Here is a 16,201-nt window from a genome sequence, read left to right as displayed (position 1 = left end):
GGGCTAATAATGATAGGTCTAGAGTACATTGTAAAACTGTATAACGGAACATATAAGAAATTAGCTGAGAAGCTAGGGATCACACCATCCACAGTCACAGACTGGCTTAGTAGACGCAGACCAATACCTAAAGCAAAACTTGAAGCATTGTCACAATTATTTAGGATTGAAGAAGATTTCTTTCAGAAGGAACTTACTAAAGTTGAAGAAATAGAATTACGACTCGATTATTTAAGACGTGAATCTAAACGAGATTCGTTTGAAGTTGAAGATGTTATTGCAGACGATGATGGTAAGGAATATGGATATACAAAAATAATTGATCCTCATGAAGATGAATGGAGAATGGCTACAGAGGAATTGAAGATAGAGAAGGTTATTCTTACGCTCCAAGGCGAGTTGTACAATGAACTTTATGAATTAGATAGAGGCAATAAAGCTTATGAAATAATAGAAAGGATGACAAATGTACTTAATGAGTCTGTTCCATTAGGGTTGGATGATGAGCAGCAATTGCAATGGGAGAGAAAACATGATAATCGCATTGAAGCTTTACGTTCTATGATGTATTTCATGGGGATTACAGGATTTTTTGTATGGGACGAAGAGGAAGAAAGTTTTCATAATGAATTGTTTAAGCTTCTTAAAAAGCATGATTTGCTATGGATGAAAGATTAAAATGAGAAAGCTGTAAGGGATGTGAGGACGATGTAGCATAGTGTCGCTTCTTATAACATAGCTAATTTGATCCAGAATATTAATCCATCTAAAAATAGAAAGAAGGAATTGAATGTTTGATACGGTTGTGATAAAAGCAAGACCCATTCACCTTGAATCAGAAGCATTGTTAAGCACAGAGAATTGTAAGTCAGTTACATTTCTAAATAAGGAAACTGGTGTACTCCAAACGAGGTATGAAATATATGACGAACAGTTATCGTATATCAAGTATCTTGATGGGAGTCAGACGTTGTCCATTCAAGTCTCAATACCAAAGCTATTGTATGGCAACAATGTAACTCTCATTAATCAGCAGGATATTCCTAGATTCTTTGAAAGAGTACAGGAACGCATATATCAACTCTTCTCGATAAAAATTCCCCATTCGGAATGGTCGATAAGCAGAGCAGATATATGTTGGAACTTTCAAGCAGGCAAAGATGTTGGTGAGTATGTACGAATGCTAAGCAAGCAAAAGTTAGCATTTAAGAACACAAGAAGTTTCAACCAAGATCAGACAGTTGAGTTTTTCAATAAGAGCAGCAGAATTATCTTCTATGACAAGCAGCGACAGATGCAAAAAGAGAAAGCATTGCCTGAAATTGTCGAGCAGTCAAAGGGAATCCTGCGGCTTGAAATTAAGCCAAGTGATAACGACATGAAGAAGTTTTCACCGACTAAAAACGCCGTTGAGTTGCTCAATAAGCAATTTTTTGATTACATGACTACTAAAGTACTTAATGAAATTGAATATCCATCATCAGTAAGCACGTTAGACTTTTCTTGGGTTATGGAAAATAAACAGAACATATCCAAGATTGAAACGCTTCTCGGTTTTCAAGTGTTACAAGACACGTTTGAAGAATCTGCTCTGAGACAGTTATATACACCGTCAACCTATGCCAATCGAAAAACCTTAGCAAAAAAAATGACAATTCCCACAGGGAACTGCCTAGAGCCACTGGCAATAAACCAGTAGATACACATCCTCACAGACGGACACGTTATTTTGCCGATAACGATAAAAAGTCCAATATGTTGGATGAAATAAAAATAACTTAGTCCTAATTTTACTTGATAATAAAGAAAAAGCAATCCCCGATGCCGAGAAACTATTGGAAAGACGATAACTAATCATCGGGGGGTGGTTTAGATCAATAGCTTATTTAACGTTTATGAAAATAGGCATAGCACATCCAGCCGTCGAGACAATTTAAAAAAACAAAAGCGATACGATAGCTATTCTTGTTCTTCAACAATAAGTTCATGTAGTTTAACGTTAAGCGTTTCACAGATTTGTTCGAGAGTTCGAATATAAATTCTGTCCACTTGATCCGAGCATAAATGGTTTATTGTTGGATGACGAATACCCATCATTCGAGCAAGTTCTCTTTGTGATATATTACGTTCAGCCAGAATCTCCCTTAATCGTATTCTGATTTTCATAATGATTCCCCTTAATGGTTATATGCAATAAATATATCATGTCTTTGTATAAAAAGCATTGAATGATAGTCTTAACCGTACTATAATTAGGTTGTGGTAGTTTTAAGAGTAACACTAATTGTAATTGCTGTAACGCTTCATTTAATCGGAGTTGAAATTATGAAGAACGTAATCGGTTATGTTCGTGTCAGTACGCAAGGGCAAGCCAAGGATGGTTATAGCCTATCTTACCAGCAGGACGAGATTCAGATGTACTGTGACCGCCAAGGATGGCATCTCGTTCATGTATTTATGGACGAAGGAATCAGCGGTGCAAAGGTAGACGAGGAAGCCTTAGAAGTCGAACGTGAAGGCTTTCAGGATATGATGACTTTTATATCCAGTAATAAAGTTGATTATGTAGTTGTTCTAAACACAAGTAGGCTATGGAGAAGCGACATAGTCAAAGTGCTTGTACATCGTGAATTAAAACGGCATAGCATTGATATTCAGAGCATCGAACAGCCAACATACAGCATATTTAAGAAAGACCCATCAGACTTCTTAATCAATGGGTTGATGGAACTGCTGGATGCTTACCAGCGCCTAGAGATTACCATGAAGTTAGGACGTGGGAGAAACAAGAAAGCATCCGAAGGTAAGTTTGCAGGTGGTGGCATCCCATTTGGTTATAAGGGAAAGCGTGGTTCAAAGAAAATCGTCATTGACGAGAAGCAAGCAGCAATCGTAAAGAGATTATTTCAATTAAAAGAAGAGTTTCAAGCATGGTCACTAACTGCATTAGCTGAGCAGTTGAATGAAGAAGGATTCACTACGGAGCAAGGAAAGTCGTTTACCAAGGTACAGGTAAAACGCATCCTAGACCGCAAATCATTTTATCAAGGAAAGTATCGTTACGGTCAGATTGAAGCAGATGGATTGCATCAAGCTATTATTTAGTCAAGGAATATAAATAAGTAAATAAGAGATTGCTAACGTGTCTTTGCGGCTATGACCGCTCGAACTGAGGATGCAACCTTATCTTACCATTTATGTTCTAACCGCTCGTTTGAGTGGTTACTAATGGGCTGGATTCATACAGCGCAAGTATCTACGTAGCAATGAATCTTGTTTGAAATGAAATCTAACTTATTAGTAACGATTCAAATAACAACTACAGAAGGGGAGAAACAAAGATGATTGAGCAGCAAAATCTGATCTATGTGGGTGTCGATCTCCACAAACAGCATCATACAGCCGTCATTATAGATTGCTGGAATAAAAAGCTAGGTGAGATCAAGTTTGATAACAAGCCATCCGCATTTTCTTTGCTCGTAAAGGAAGTGAAGAAACATACAAAAAAGAAGTTATCCGTTGTCTATGGCTTGGAAGATGTAGGCGGTTACGGTAGAGGGTTGGCTGTCTATCTGAAAGAACAACAGTGCTGGGTAAAAGAGGTTAATCCTAAGTTATCTAATGCAAGAAGAAAGAGTCATGTGACAGTTGAGAAGTCTGATAGTTGGGATGCGGAATGCGTTGCAAGAGTTTTACGTGATGAATTGCACAACTTACCTGATGCAAAGCCAATTGATCTATACTGGGCAATTAGCCAGCTAATCACACAACGGAAATGGTTAGCCAATAGCTTGTCTGGAACGGTGAAGAAATTACATCAGCAGATTAGTTATCCCTATCCAAGCTATAAGAAGTTTTTCTCAGAGGTAGATGGTAAAACGGCACTTGCCTTTTGGGAGACGTACCCTTCTCCACAGAAGTTAAAAGACGTATTAGAGGATGAACTTGCTATTTTTCTACGCAGTCATAGTAACAATGGACTTTCTAATAAGAAGGCTACTCAAATCTTATCGCTCATTACTGCTGACGGTGATACGTATAGAGATTTTCAGGATTCAAGAGATTCTGTCGTGAAGAGTCAGGTAAAAACCATAGGCTTTTTAAAGAAGGAAATAGCCAGCATCGAAGTAGAGATAGAAGACTTGATGAAACAGCTTGGTTTTCAGCTTGAATCCATGACAGGCATTGAATTTGTAACAGCGGCAGAACTTGTTGCTGAAATAGGAGATATTCACCGATTTTCTTCAGCAGACAAGCTTGCTCGATTCGCAGGAATCGCACCTATAACCGTTGGCTCTGGGAATAAGTCAAGAAACTATAAGAGTAAGCAAGGTAACCGAGAATTGCATGACATATTCAAAAGCCTCGCTATTCGACAAATTGCAGTTACTCGCACCAAGAAAGAACCAAGGAATCCACATTTTCATTCCTATTATGAGCAAAGACTAGCAGAAGGTAAAACAAAGCAGCAAGCGATTGTTTGCATCATGCGGAAACTGGTAAATATCATTTATGCAATGATGAAAAACAAATCCGTTTACGTGATGCCGACCTTACCGCTAAAGCAAGCAGGATGATATAATTGGTGGTAATTGGATTGACGTTCCAGTTGCCACTTTCTTTATTCAAAGTCCGTTTTATTAACTAGGATACGTATGAAGGGGATTTGAATAATCCACTGACTTTAAACCTTTATACGTATGTGCATAATAACCCGTTAAGATATGTTGATTCGAGCGGACATATGCCTTCACCTCTTGAAGCTGCATATATGGCACAGGATGTATATAATATTCAGAAATCAGATATATTAGGACCTTCTCTAGAAGGTGGTTGGATACTTAAAGATCTCTATATTAATAAGGAAGGACTGAAAATAGGGGTATATTCAAGATTTGCGTACGGGGTTACTGAATATGCACTGGTCAATAAAGGGTCTTCAACTAAAGGAGATTGGGTAAATAATCTTCAACAACCAGCTGGTTTTTCCACTGATATGAGTGACTCAATCGAATTTGCGAAAAAATTTGTAGAGGAACATAATGGTAAAGCAGTTACTATGATAGGGCATTCTAAAGGTGGTGGAGAAGCGATAGCTAACGCTTTGGCAACAAACCAAAATGCCATCACTTTCAACACATCTAAGCCAAATTATAAATTATATGGGTTACAGAAAGAATACAAAAATTATAGTGCAGTTATGAGACATTATGTTGTTGATGGGGACGTTTTAACACGTACTATTGGTACTCCATCTATTGGGGAATTGATACTTCTTGAAAGTCAGCATCCAATGAGTTTTTTTGATTCTTTGAAAACAATTATTGAAAAAAGTATGATGAATCATGCTATGGAATCAGTAATCAATGCATTAAAAAATCGTTAAAAAGGGGGAGACATAGTTGAAGCCGTTATTGATAGGCGTAATGATATTAGCACTTCTTCTAGTTAGTTATATAGTAGGTCCTTGGTTGCTACTATATATCGGTCTTTCATCGACAGAAGATCCCCCCAAACCTTTCTATACTTATGGGGAATTTCCTTTTTACTTGGAGTATGAAATCAATGGTCAAGTAATAATCGTAGAGGATACTGTCATTGTTAAGTATGATGGATTTGGTTTGAGTGAAGGTTCTGGCGGTAAGTATATACAGTGGAAGCAAACCTTGGCCAGTGGGAATGAGGAAGTTGTCATATTTAAGGGCGATAAGGGTGAAGAGTCATTAAAACTACTCTCTACTGTTAGAAGAGAAAATTACCACTTGGAAGATGAATTAAGTAACCTAGACACTATAACTCCTAGCGTAATAAAAGAAGTAGGGGCAATGACTTCACTTAAACCTATATCTGACGACGAATTATTAACTGAGTATAAAATAAGAATGATAAAATTCGAATTTGGTGACCCATTAAAAAAGTAACCTGAGAAGAATTTTCCACATGCGAGTGTAACAACTCCATGTGGTTTTTCTTTTTTATAACCCCCACCCGGTGACGAATGAAGCGGGCGGCTAATTGTTGGCGTTCAAAAAGCCACGTGGGAACGTAAGAACCCCACGCGGCTTTCGTGTTACTACTTAGCATATGCGGCGGCGTTCTCGCGAAAAGTGAGGGCTGATCGAAGAGTTCTCACTTGTGTTTGGCGGAATCTACGGCTGCTAAAATCTCTTTCGCTACCCGGAGAACCATCAGTATCTCGTCGGTATTCCGCTCAACAAGAAGCGAGTTAAGCGCGTCAAGGGCTACCGCTCTATCCGCCCGCCAAGAACTTGACGGGGCTGGTGAAAAAGCTTCATCAACAACTTGGCTATCATTATCCGAGTTACAAGAAGTTTTTCTCACAAGTGGACGGGAAAACAGCATTGGGTTTTTGGTGGCGTTATCCATCGCCGCATCATCTGGAGTCTGTCTCCATCGCAAGTTTGGCTCAATTCCTGCGAGCTCTGAGTAACAACGGACTGTCCACGAAAAAAGCTGCTCAAATTAAAGAGTTTGTACAGACGGATGGAAGTACATGGCGAGATTTTCAGGACAAACGCGATTTTATTGTTCGAAGTCTAGTCAGAGATATACGATGCTCAGAGCGCAATCTGGCACGCATAGAGAAAGAGATCCAAGACTTGATGAGTCAATTAGGCTTTCAACTGGAGACGATGACAGGGATTGATCTGGTCACCTCGGCGGAACTTGTGGCAGAGATTGGCGACATTCATCGTTTTGCCAACTCGGACAAACTCGCTCGATTCGCCGGAATTGCACCTATTAAGGTAGGCTCTGGGAATAAGTCCCGCAATTACAAGAGCAAACAAGGCAATCGCGAACTGCATACCATTATAAAAGCATTGGCGATTCGGCAACTGGCTGTCACAAGAACGAAGAAAGAGCCGCGTAATCCGTATTTTCTTCAATATTATGAAGAGAAGCTGAAGGCAGGAAAGACGAAGCAGCAGGCCATTGTATGCATCATGCGCAAGCTAGTGAACATTATCCATTATTTGATGAAAACAAAGGCGTCGTATATTATTCCAGAAGTATCCAATTATGATGCAGGATGATACAATATATGGGTAGAGATTGCCGGGCAATCCTGCCCATTGTTTATACATAAGTGACGCTTTATAAACTAGGATACGTATGAAGGAAGTATTGGTGACCCTCTTACTTTGAATCTTTATACGTATGTGTTAAATAATCCGTTGATTTATACTGATCCAAACGGAATGTGCGTAGCGGGAAGAGATGCAGGATGTTACGTTGATTCGTTCAGTGGTTTAGACTTGTACCTTAATGATGGTATTAAGGAGGAAGTTTCTAGGAATTCAAATTCTTGGTGGGAATTAGAAGTTGTTAAAAAATCTTGTAAAAGTCAGACTTGTGTAAATAATGCAATTGCAAGTCAGAAGATACTGGCGAAAGCAAATGATGCTTGGCGAAATAATGCTTGCAGTTATACTGATTGTACAATTGGTTCTGCTAGTTTTATTCTAAGTAACGGAAAAGCGACTGGGGTTAATTTAAAAGTTATTATTGAAACGATAAGTGAAGGTGCTCCAGGGTTCTGGGATGGTATTCATGATTGGGTTGTAGGAGAAAAAGCATATGCTGCTGAACTTCCTCCAAGTAATGTATCACCTGTAACAAATTATGGTTATATTCAAGATTACTACTTTTCGAATGATCATGGGCCGGCTCATGTACACGTTTACGATAGTAAAAACAATGTAGTTAGGGTAGGACAAAACGGTAAGCCTCTAAAGGGAGAACCAGAATTAAATCGTGAGCAACAAAAGTTAGTAAAAATGTATCTTCCACAAATCAGAAGTTCAGTAGCAAGAATAATGAGATATTATAGAGAATTTCCTGATCAAAGACGATGAAGGGTAGGGAGGAAGTATGGGAAAATCAATTAATACTATAATAGATGATGTGTCCTTAACTGAAAAAGAAAAAGTTGAACAGGTAACCAAAGTTATTCTTAGTATGGATGTTTGTGATCAAGTATCAATCAATGGTTCCCTCAATGAAAATGCTATTAGTTTTTTCTACTGTAATATTAATAGCATACCAATGCATGACGCTGCGAAAGAACATATTGTTATGCAATATTTTTGGAATTGTATTGATAAAACTGGTGTGACGGATGATTTAATTAGTATGTTGGTTGAATACTATAAAATATTTAATTATCTCGCATTAGAAAGTATTGCAATAAATTTGATGAAAAATAATCGAGTAACTCGTGAGCAGGTCAAATTGTTTCAGACTGTATTTTCGGGAAAAGTCTTTCATAAGGAGCTTATTGTATACGAGAAATCAAAACTAATGACGGATGGATGGATATTAAACAAAGAAGATGTTGAACTTTTAATGAACGTAGAAGCCTATGCTTTATTGGAAGCTGCATTAGACAAGTATATTATTGAAAAAGATGCATTGAGTTTGTTTAAGCCTATAGCCAGTGGCGAAAAGAATAAGAAAATTATAGATAGATTATATAACAAAGCCCGTTTAATGTTGCTTTAATATAAACAGGATGAATTGTATGATATTAGCCACATGTGAGTCTAACAACTCTATGTGGTTTTTCTTTTGTCATAAAACAAAGTGAAGACCCACCATTAAAACGGTTGGTCTTCATTCGTCTTGAATCTCTTGTAAATCAATATTTTTACGAATATCTTCAATTTGTAAAGCCTCAGTTATCCGCTCAATATGGCCAAAATTAATGTTCTGCCTTTTATAATTGGTTAATTCACTAAGCCGATTAGTCGCGTTCAGGCTTATCGCATATTAAATGATGCAGCTCGACAAGTAGGAATTAAGGAAGCGATAGGCGTTCACTCAACCCGCAAGACATTCGCCTACCATGCCTATCAAAGCGGTGTCGACATTACCCGCATTCAAAAGCTCTTGAACCATTCTTCGCCAAGTATGACGTTGGCTTATATAGGAATAACGAAAATGGAACTTGATGAAGTGTATATCAGCCTTAATTTATAACTAGCAGGTAAGGATAAATGAGTCAAATTTGTATAAAATGTGACAGTTTTTTTGGAAGCGCTTTACCTACTCATTTTATATCAGAATTTAAGCAGTATTCTTTAACTTTTTTTGGATGCATAATCAGGCTATGAGTTGAACATAAACGACCAAAAGCCAAGAACGCGAGGTGAAGTCAACTGCATAATGATTGGAATGACCTGCACTTTGACAACCAAATAGCCTTATGTAACACAAATACAAAATTATAATTAACGGAGGACAAGTGAATGTATGTTGAAATGAAAAATCAAACCAAGGGGATTATGGAAGGTATTGAGCATTTTCAAAAACAGAACTGGCAGTTGCTCGACCAGAGCGAGGAACAGTATTTCATTGACACACCAGAAGTGCCAGAGCTTGATCAATGGGTCTTTACAATTGAAAAACTTCAATTTCATTACCACTTTAATACGGTAACGATTGAACTTCGCAGGATACACGATATGATTGTCCTGATGGACATTCAAACAGATGGTCTGGAACTCCAGCAGTATCTTGAAGATGTGATCGGCCTTCCAATACATGTGCAGGAGCAATTTTCATTTGATATTCCATGTGATAATGGCAAACTACCTTTGCTGGTGCTGGAAACTATTGCGAGCCTGAGCACAGATGTGTAAAAGATCTGTTAACAAGCGTTGCCGATGTACACCAGAAGTGGAAAAAGTGTCAATTTCGATGTGAAAGCAAACATTACACGTTGCCTTTGGAACCTATGTAAGCTTGTAAGATCCCAAGTCGCCGTGTACGAGAGCATCACGACTTGATACGATCGACTTCGTAATGAACACATACGTTGGAGGTTGTATTCATGAGCGATAAGCAAACCAAGCAAGTAGACGAACTGGTGGAACCGGGACGTTTTGGCGTGACCAACAAGCAATTGATTCCGGCGATTAAGGAAGCCATTACCGCCGGCGATGTAAAACGGCTAATTATGCTGAAAGAGCAATATCTCTATACGTTTGCCAAACCATATGGTTTTTCTTTAGTCCGAAAAAACATAATGAAGATCAGACTCTTAAGAATAATTAGCTCAAATTGCAGGCGAAAAGCCATATATCTTGATAACAAGATAATTATGCAAACAATGTAGTTAATTCATTAAGCGCTGCATGTCTAATACCAGTTAGTTGGGACAGATTACGAAGGCTGGCATCATGCTTTTAACACCATCCATATTGTGTAAGCATTTTGATGGTGTTTTTGTGCTATAACTTTACAAGAGTAGCTTAGTAGCCTATAGCAAGGTAAGGAATAGTAAGGAGGCAAGACGTGAAGGGACTTTCAGCTAAAGTTACAAGTAAAGGACAAATAACAATACCTAAAGATATTCGAGATCACTTGGGACTGGAATTAGATTCAATGGTAAATTATAGAAAGCAAGCACATTAAAAATAACGGAATTCAGATAATATAAATGATATTTTACCGTTAAACAGTTAAAAAGAATTAACAACTTATGATATAATAACAAAACGATAATTTTTTATTTTATTATTATGTCTAGTATTAAGCCCTATGGGTTGTATGTCTTTTTTAAGACCTGCGCTCATAGGGCTTTTTTGCGCTTACAAGTCAGTATCCGTAAAGTTCCGGGTACTGACTTTTTATATAGATTTGTACAATACACTAATTTGAAAGGAAGAGGAATATGGCTAGAATTGCGAGTCAGAGCAAAGGCGGATATTACCCAACGCCGATAGAAGAATTACACCTATTGTGTAAGTACTTACAAGGTGTACTAGAAAATGACGAGAGTATTATTAATCTGCTCGATCCGTGTTGTGGTGACTATTTGCGACATAAATTGGCACAGTAAAGAGGCTAGGGAAATGTATTTCATTGAAGTGAAAGGAAAAAAGAAATCTTCTCGCTATTTTAGTGAAGAACTACTTATTGTTTGTGGAGAGGTCATTCTATACCTCAAAGAATATTGTGGTTACTCCACCATCAATCTTGTATCATGGGACAGCAAGACAGTTAGTTGAAAAGTTTTTTATTGATGGGCTTCAACCGATGGCGGGGCAGTATGTTCATTTATCAGTGGATACTAATACCGCCAATGTAGTAGAAAAACGCCAACCCCTGTACTGCTAAAAATTCAAGCTGAGATTGCTTCGAATGAAGAAGTTAGATTCTACCAAGGCAATGGTATAGTTTGGTTGGCGGACTTTGTACCATCTAAGTCCATCTTTAGAAGATTAATATTAATTAAGTAAATTGAACCTTAATAGCTCTTATGTCTTTCAGCGATTCTTCTTTTAATCAATATGAGAAATACCGAAAGTATTGGCTGGAGCTCTGTCTAATTGTAGTATAAGTCAAGCTGAGTGAAGGCCGGTTAACCTAGAAATTGAAGTATTATAAGTTACCTGTTAGACTAAATAAGTAATCATTTTTTTTGCTTATTTGAGCCTTATTGTGAGTATTAAGCCCTATTGGGTGATTCATTCTTTATTGAATGATTCTACCTAATAGGGCTTTTTGTGTTTCCATTAGGGGATGGCGTTCCAGCTGTTGCTCAGGCAGAAGAAAATGAACCTTACTTAATTTAAAAAGAAAGCTGGAAGACTATATGCTGTTCCATTCGCTTTGGCGGAGGGCTGCTGTTACCCACAATGGAGCGGAAATGGTCACACATTCCGCTATTTGCCTTAAAACCGCCATTTTTTAAATTTCGCGGCCATACGTTCCGCTATTCGACTCTAAATGTGACATTTTCTACGATTTATTGACCAATAGCGGAACGTCTGTCACTTCGCCGCCTCAAAACTGCTATTTTGGGTGCAATAGCGGAACGAATGACCAGTTGGGAGGACTGTTGTTTCGCTGGGGCTAAGGCAAAAGACTTTTTCCTTCCCAATCTTTGCTGCACCGTGTATCCAACAGCTTAGCAATGGTAGGGGCAACGTCGATGATCGAAGCCTCCGGCAGCTGTCCGCCTGGGGTAAAGCCTGCTCCTTTTATAAAGATCGGGATCGTCATATCCTCCGGCATGCTCGTGCCGTGGCTGCGATCATGACCGCCATGGTCAGAGAGAACAATAATCGTATAATCTTCAGGAATGGCACGGGTTATATCCTCCACACATACCCAAGAATCATAAACAGATTGAATATACTCATCGGACATCCACCCGTATTTATGCCCCATCACATCAACCAGCCCTAAATATAAAAAGGTGAAATCAGGCTGGTGCTCGTTAATATATTCCGTTGCCTTGCTGGTCAGCATATTTTTTGTTGCTTCATACGTGTATGCATCACCCGAAATAAAGCAATTATGAGCGAGTGAGCCCGGGCGCGCCAAGTCGCGCAGCTCCGCCCAGTCATGGAAGAGTCCGCATGCTTTGTCATTGGCAGCCAGCTGTTCAAACAATCCCGATATAGGGCGTACCTGTGCCGTATAAGTGTTTTCCAATATGCCGTGGCGTTCCGGCGGCACGCTGTGGAAAAGCGACATATGGCAAGGCAAGGTTACACTCGGCATAACGGTTTGAGCATCAAGCGTATAGCTGCCCTTCGTTTTCATTTCCTCGATAAAAGGATGTGCACATTTCTCTAAACTATCAGGCCGCATACCATCAATCAATATTAGCAAAACCTTTTCTGACAAAGCACTCACTCCGATCGTCCATTTGGTGGGAACTAATCCATTGTATGAAAACAATTAAAAACAACGAAAAACACTTAATCACAACTACAATATAATCGGTAACGGCACTGTCGTCAAACACTTTTTATTTATTTGCCAAAATAAAAAGGATATTACTGATTTTCTATATTTGGAGTGGTTAAGCGGGAACGATATTGCGCTGGCGAATGTCCGGTTTTCTTTTTAAATAGGGTGTAGAAAAACTTCAGGTCACGGTACCCGACGAGATTTGCTATTTCTTTTATGGAATAAAACGGATGCTGGAGCAGCTCCAGACTTTTTTTAACCCGAACGTTTTGAATGTATTCAATAAAAGACTGCCCGGTTACTTGCTTGAATATTTTTTGCACATAGCTGGGACTGGTCGAAATGAGCTGAGCCGCATTTGCCAGTGTGATCGTCTGGTTGTAGTGCTTATCAATATAAGAAAGAATGATGCTGATTCCAGAATAGGCTGGCATAGAAAAAGCTTGATTCGTTTCCAATCGGTATAAATAAACTAGCAGCTTAGTTAATTGGGCATATAAGGCAGCCTCATAGCCTGCTTGCTTTGAAAAGTATTCCTGATGCATGCCTTCCAAGAGCTGACGGCCCTCTGAGCTGGTATCCCTGTACCTGCGATAAGAAGCGGATTCCCCGTTTAAAAGTGAATAGATTTCAGCTGGAAGCGGATAGGAAAGCCCCAGCTGCTGCGGGACATTCTTGTCGAACAGGCAATTGTAGACGATCAATTCATTTTTGGATAATGGCGATGAAGGACGGTATACATGATGCGTGCCGATAGGGATAATATACAGGTCGCCCTTCTCTGCGACGACTCTCTCATCTCCAATATAATGAAAGCCCTTGCCTTCGGCGACGTATTGGATTTCAATGAAGTCATGAATATGCAGAGGCAGTGTAAAGGCTTCGCGTTCCCTGGTAATGAACATCGGAAAACGTTCATCCCAAAAGCTTTTTCCTTCTAAGGTGTGGAGGTCCGCTGTCATCTGAATCACCCCTCTAATTAAAATAATAGAAAGTATAAGTTTTCAACCTGTTCCTATAGAAAAGATGTAATTGACCTATTCATATCACAGATTGCCCCCTGTAAACAAGAGAAATGACTATGCTATGCTGTTGAAAAATAGTAAGGAGATGAAAGGAATGGAATGGGAAGCAGATTGGATTTGGCGCTCCAGCCAGATCCAGATTAATGATTTTGCCTATTTTCGCAGAGAATTTCATATCCCTGAGCAGCTTGAGACGGCACAGCTGTATGTTTCCTGCCACCATTATGCGCATGTATATGTAAATGGGACGAAGCTCGGAGGCTATGGGACGCCTGCTCCGACCTACCCGGAGAAAAGAAAGCTGTATACCAGGTATGAGGTTAGCGGCTTTCTGCACAAGGGAGCTAACTGTATAACGGCAGATGCCCATTACTTGGGAGGAAACTGTCAAAATTCTGTTAATGGGCTTCCAGGGTTTCGCTTGGAGCTGCATTGGAAGGACGGAAGCGGCAGGCTGCATAAGCTGCTGTCGGATACTAGCTGGCTGGCGCTCAAGGATATGCCGCATCAGATAGGGGCTCCTTACCAACAAAACAGAAGAATATCAGCTGTTGAGGCCTATGACGCAAGGAAATGGGATCCGGCCTGGCGGCTTGCTGGGGGAGATTACAGCGCAAGATCAGCTCCAGTGCAATTAGCGCTTATTAGCGGCGGCGATTGGCCCATGCAGCTGCAGGCTATACCGGAGGGCAGGATCGAAGAAGAACTGCCGACCAATAAGTTGGCTGTGCCGCATGATTCCGGGAAGGAAGAAAATGTGCAAGTTTTTGATGCTGGCAGAGTTGTATCCGGATGGCCGCGAATTAGGCTTAAAGGATACAAAGGAACAATGATTCGTATGCGTTATTCTGAAAATTTGAATGAGTATGGCCGCGTTGGACATAACGTTGCCAATGAAGTCTCTGAATTTTACTATGACGAATATACGATGCGCGGTGAGGAAATAGAAGAATGGCAGCCTGATTTTTCTTACAAATCTTTTCGATATGTTGAAATAACGGGCTATCCCGATGTAATAGATGCAGGTGATGGAATAACTGTATGCACGGCTCGAACGAATATCCGCTTCGCTGGAAGTTTCAGATGCTCAGACGAGCTGTTGAATAATATGTATGCCGCAGCTGTACGTACACAAAAAAACAATGCGCTGGGCCAATTTGTAGATTGCCCTCATCGTGAGCAAGCGCAATATTTGGCTGATACAGATTTGCAGGCAGAGCTGTTAATTTATAATTTCGAAGCGATTACTATGCTGGAAAAAACATTGTCCGATTTTGCTGATGCACAGCTGGAGGATGGCACATTTCCGTTTGTGGCGCCGACGACTTTCGAGTGTCCTGATTTTAATATTCAAATACCGGAATGGGATTTGCATTATGCCACTCTGCTATGGAAGCTTTATGAAGCTGCAGGCAATGTTGAGTTATTGGCTACTTATTATGAGACGATGATTAGAATGGTTAATTATTATATTGCAATAATAGATGCAAACACGGGGCTCGTTCCGCTAGATAAAGGCTGGCATATTAGCGACTGGCCGTATCCATCGGTTGAGCATGCCGGGCAATTTGTTACGGTACAGCAAATAAAGCTGCTGCAGGCTATGCAAATTTCTGCTCGTGTTGCCGGTTTGCTGGGCAAGTCAGCGGATCAGGAAACATTTGAGAAGGAAGCAAAGAAGCTGCTCGTAAATATTAACAAGCATCTCTATTTGCCAGATGCAGGCGCGTACAAGGATAGCATAGATGCCGCAGCCGCGCATCAGGGAGTTACGGCAATAGCCTTATATGCAGGCGCAGTGCCGCAGGAAGGACGGGAGCGTGCCCTTAATTATGTAAAAAATAAAGCTTGGGAATGCCGAACCGTCTTGTCGCTCCCTTTGCTCCGCATGCTGTTTGAGAACGGCTGTGAGGCTGAGGCTTTCGCGATCATAAATCGGCGAGAATATCCAGGCTGGGGACATATGATAGAGCAAGGCTCATTGACGCTGTGGGAAGGCTGGGAAGATATTGAGAGCCACTCGCATGCCTGGAACGGTTATCCGGGAAGATTGCTGCAAGAGTATGTCATTGGCATCAAATCGGAAGCTCCTGGCTTTAAAAAGGCTGTCATTCGCCCATATTTGCCAGAGTCGCTCGATTTTGCGGAAGCAACAGTTTGGACGATTCAAGGCGATTTGCATGCACGCTGGGAGAAGGCGGAGGAAGGTCATGTGATCGTTACTACGAATATACCTGCTGGTATTTGTGCCAGACTGGAGCTTAGTGTGGGCAGCAGCTATTACGAAGTGGAGCTGAAGGAAGGTATAAGCGAAACGATACTTTAATATTCTAGCGAAGCACAAAAGAGGCTGCCTATTCATTGCGGATAAGATAATAAGCAATAGAAAAGGGATTCCTGTTCTCGGTTTCCCTTTTCTTAAAATATAAGAAAGTATAAGTTTTTGTATC

Annotated in this window: 18 protein-coding genes and 1 pseudogene; 16 read left to right on the top strand and 3 right to left on the bottom strand. The window is 40.0% G+C overall.

The window, feature by feature from the left end; genetic code table 11:
- The first annotated feature begins 9 nt into the window (after positions 1-9).
- The gene (locus V1L65_RS10595; RefSeq protein ID WP_331699107.1) at positions 10-678 is read left to right on the top strand and encodes a helix-turn-helix domain-containing protein; all 669 of its coding nucleotides are present in this window, start codon (positions 10-12) and stop codon (positions 676-678) included.
- A gap of 112 nt (positions 679-790) precedes the next feature.
- Entirely contained in the window at positions 791-1,699 is a 909-nt protein-coding gene (locus V1L65_RS10590) for a hypothetical protein (protein ID WP_331699106.1), read from the top strand.
- Between the two features lie 260 nt (positions 1,700-1,959).
- Here V1L65_RS10590 and V1L65_RS10585 read toward each other — a convergent pair whose 3' ends face one another.
- Positions 1,960-2,166, bottom strand: coding sequence for a helix-turn-helix domain-containing protein (locus V1L65_RS10585; protein ID WP_331699105.1), 207 nt, complete (start codon positions 2,164-2,166; stop codon positions 1,960-1,962).
- Positions 2,167-2,325: 159 nt separating this feature from the next.
- Between V1L65_RS10585 and V1L65_RS10580 the strand changes: the two genes are divergently transcribed.
- The 13 genes and pseudogenes from V1L65_RS10580 (at position 2,326) to V1L65_RS28720 (ending at position 11,142) form a co-directional block, all read left to right on the top strand.
- Positions 2,326-3,105, top strand: a complete 780-nt coding sequence (locus tag V1L65_RS10580) for a recombinase family protein (protein WP_331699104.1) — start codon at positions 2,326-2,328, stop codon at positions 3,103-3,105.
- Between the two features lie 236 nt (positions 3,106-3,341).
- On the top strand, positions 3,342-4,577 hold the full coding sequence (locus V1L65_RS10575) for an IS110 family transposase (RefSeq protein WP_331699103.1): 1,236 nt from the start codon (positions 3,342-3,344) through the stop codon (positions 4,575-4,577).
- A 194-nt stretch (positions 4,578-4,771) separates the two neighbouring features.
- The gene (locus tag V1L65_RS10570) at positions 4,772-5,386 is read left to right on the top strand and encodes a hypothetical protein (RefSeq protein ID WP_331699102.1); all 615 of its coding nucleotides are present in this window, start codon (positions 4,772-4,774) and stop codon (positions 5,384-5,386) included.
- 16 nt (positions 5,387-5,402) lie between these two features.
- On the top strand, positions 5,403-5,921 hold the full coding sequence (locus V1L65_RS10565) for a hypothetical protein (protein WP_331699101.1): 519 nt from the start codon (positions 5,403-5,405) through the stop codon (positions 5,919-5,921).
- 339 nt (positions 5,922-6,260) lie between these two features.
- Positions 6,261-7,055 (top strand): annotated as a pseudogene (locus V1L65_RS10560) (transposase); the annotation flags it as partial.
- Between the two features lie 108 nt (positions 7,056-7,163).
- Positions 7,164-7,877, top strand: a complete 714-nt coding sequence (locus V1L65_RS10555) for a hypothetical protein (RefSeq protein WP_331699099.1) — start codon at positions 7,164-7,166, stop codon at positions 7,875-7,877.
- 16 nt (positions 7,878-7,893) lie between these two features.
- Complete coding sequence (locus V1L65_RS10550) at positions 7,894-8,523, top strand: hypothetical protein (protein WP_331699098.1); 630 nt, start codon at positions 7,894-7,896, stop codon at positions 8,521-8,523.
- A 240-nt stretch (positions 8,524-8,763) separates the two neighbouring features.
- On the top strand, positions 8,764-9,000 hold the full coding sequence (locus V1L65_RS10545; protein WP_331699160.1) for a tyrosine-type recombinase/integrase: 237 nt from the start codon (positions 8,764-8,766) through the stop codon (positions 8,998-9,000).
- 269 nt (positions 9,001-9,269) lie between these two features.
- Positions 9,270-9,662 (top strand): hypothetical protein, encoded by a 393-nt coding sequence (locus V1L65_RS10540; RefSeq protein WP_331699097.1) that lies wholly within the window; start codon positions 9,270-9,272, stop codon positions 9,660-9,662.
- A gap of 191 nt (positions 9,663-9,853) precedes the next feature.
- Positions 9,854-10,138, top strand: coding sequence for a hypothetical protein (locus V1L65_RS10535; RefSeq protein WP_331699096.1), 285 nt, complete (start codon positions 9,854-9,856; stop codon positions 10,136-10,138).
- 179 nt (positions 10,139-10,317) lie between these two features.
- Complete coding sequence (locus tag V1L65_RS10530; protein WP_331699095.1) at positions 10,318-10,437, top strand: AbrB/MazE/SpoVT family DNA-binding domain-containing protein; 120 nt, start codon at positions 10,318-10,320, stop codon at positions 10,435-10,437.
- A 356-nt stretch (positions 10,438-10,793) separates the two neighbouring features.
- A complete protein-coding gene (locus V1L65_RS10525; RefSeq protein WP_331699094.1) occupies positions 10,794-11,033 on the top strand; it encodes a hypothetical protein in 240 nt (79 codons plus the stop codon).
- Positions 10,927-11,142 carry an RNA 2'-phosphotransferase gene (locus V1L65_RS28720; protein WP_442955687.1) on the top strand — a complete coding sequence of 72 codons (216 nt, stop codon included), beginning with the start codon at positions 10,927-10,929 and terminating at the stop codon, positions 11,140-11,142. Before V1L65_RS10525 ends, V1L65_RS28720 begins: the two co-directional genes overlap by 107 nt.
- 738 nt (positions 11,143-11,880) lie before the next feature.
- Here the strand turns inward: V1L65_RS28720 and V1L65_RS10520 are convergent.
- Positions 11,881-12,660: an alkaline phosphatase family protein gene (locus V1L65_RS10520; RefSeq protein ID WP_331699093.1), complete on the bottom strand. Its 780-nt coding sequence runs from the start codon at positions 12,658-12,660 to the stop codon at positions 11,881-11,883.
- A 152-nt stretch (positions 12,661-12,812) separates the two neighbouring features.
- Positions 12,813-13,688: a helix-turn-helix transcriptional regulator gene (locus V1L65_RS10515; protein ID WP_331699092.1), complete on the bottom strand. Its 876-nt coding sequence runs from the start codon at positions 13,686-13,688 to the stop codon at positions 12,813-12,815.
- Positions 13,689-13,845: 157 nt separating this feature from the next.
- On the opposite strand from V1L65_RS10515, the gene V1L65_RS10510 reads away from it, so the two are divergent.
- On the top strand, positions 13,846-16,077 hold the full coding sequence (locus tag V1L65_RS10510; RefSeq protein WP_331699091.1) for a family 78 glycoside hydrolase catalytic domain: 2,232 nt from the start codon (positions 13,846-13,848) through the stop codon (positions 16,075-16,077).
- Positions 16,078-16,201: the final 124 nt, after the last annotated feature.

This window comes from Paenibacillus sp. IITD108, from assembly GCF_036541265.1.
In the GTDB taxonomy this organism is placed as follows: domain Bacteria; phylum Bacillota; class Bacilli; order Paenibacillales; family Paenibacillaceae; genus Pristimantibacillus.
The sequence above is the reverse complement of the archived record's forward strand: the minus strand, read 5'-3'. Positions and strand labels throughout refer to the sequence as shown.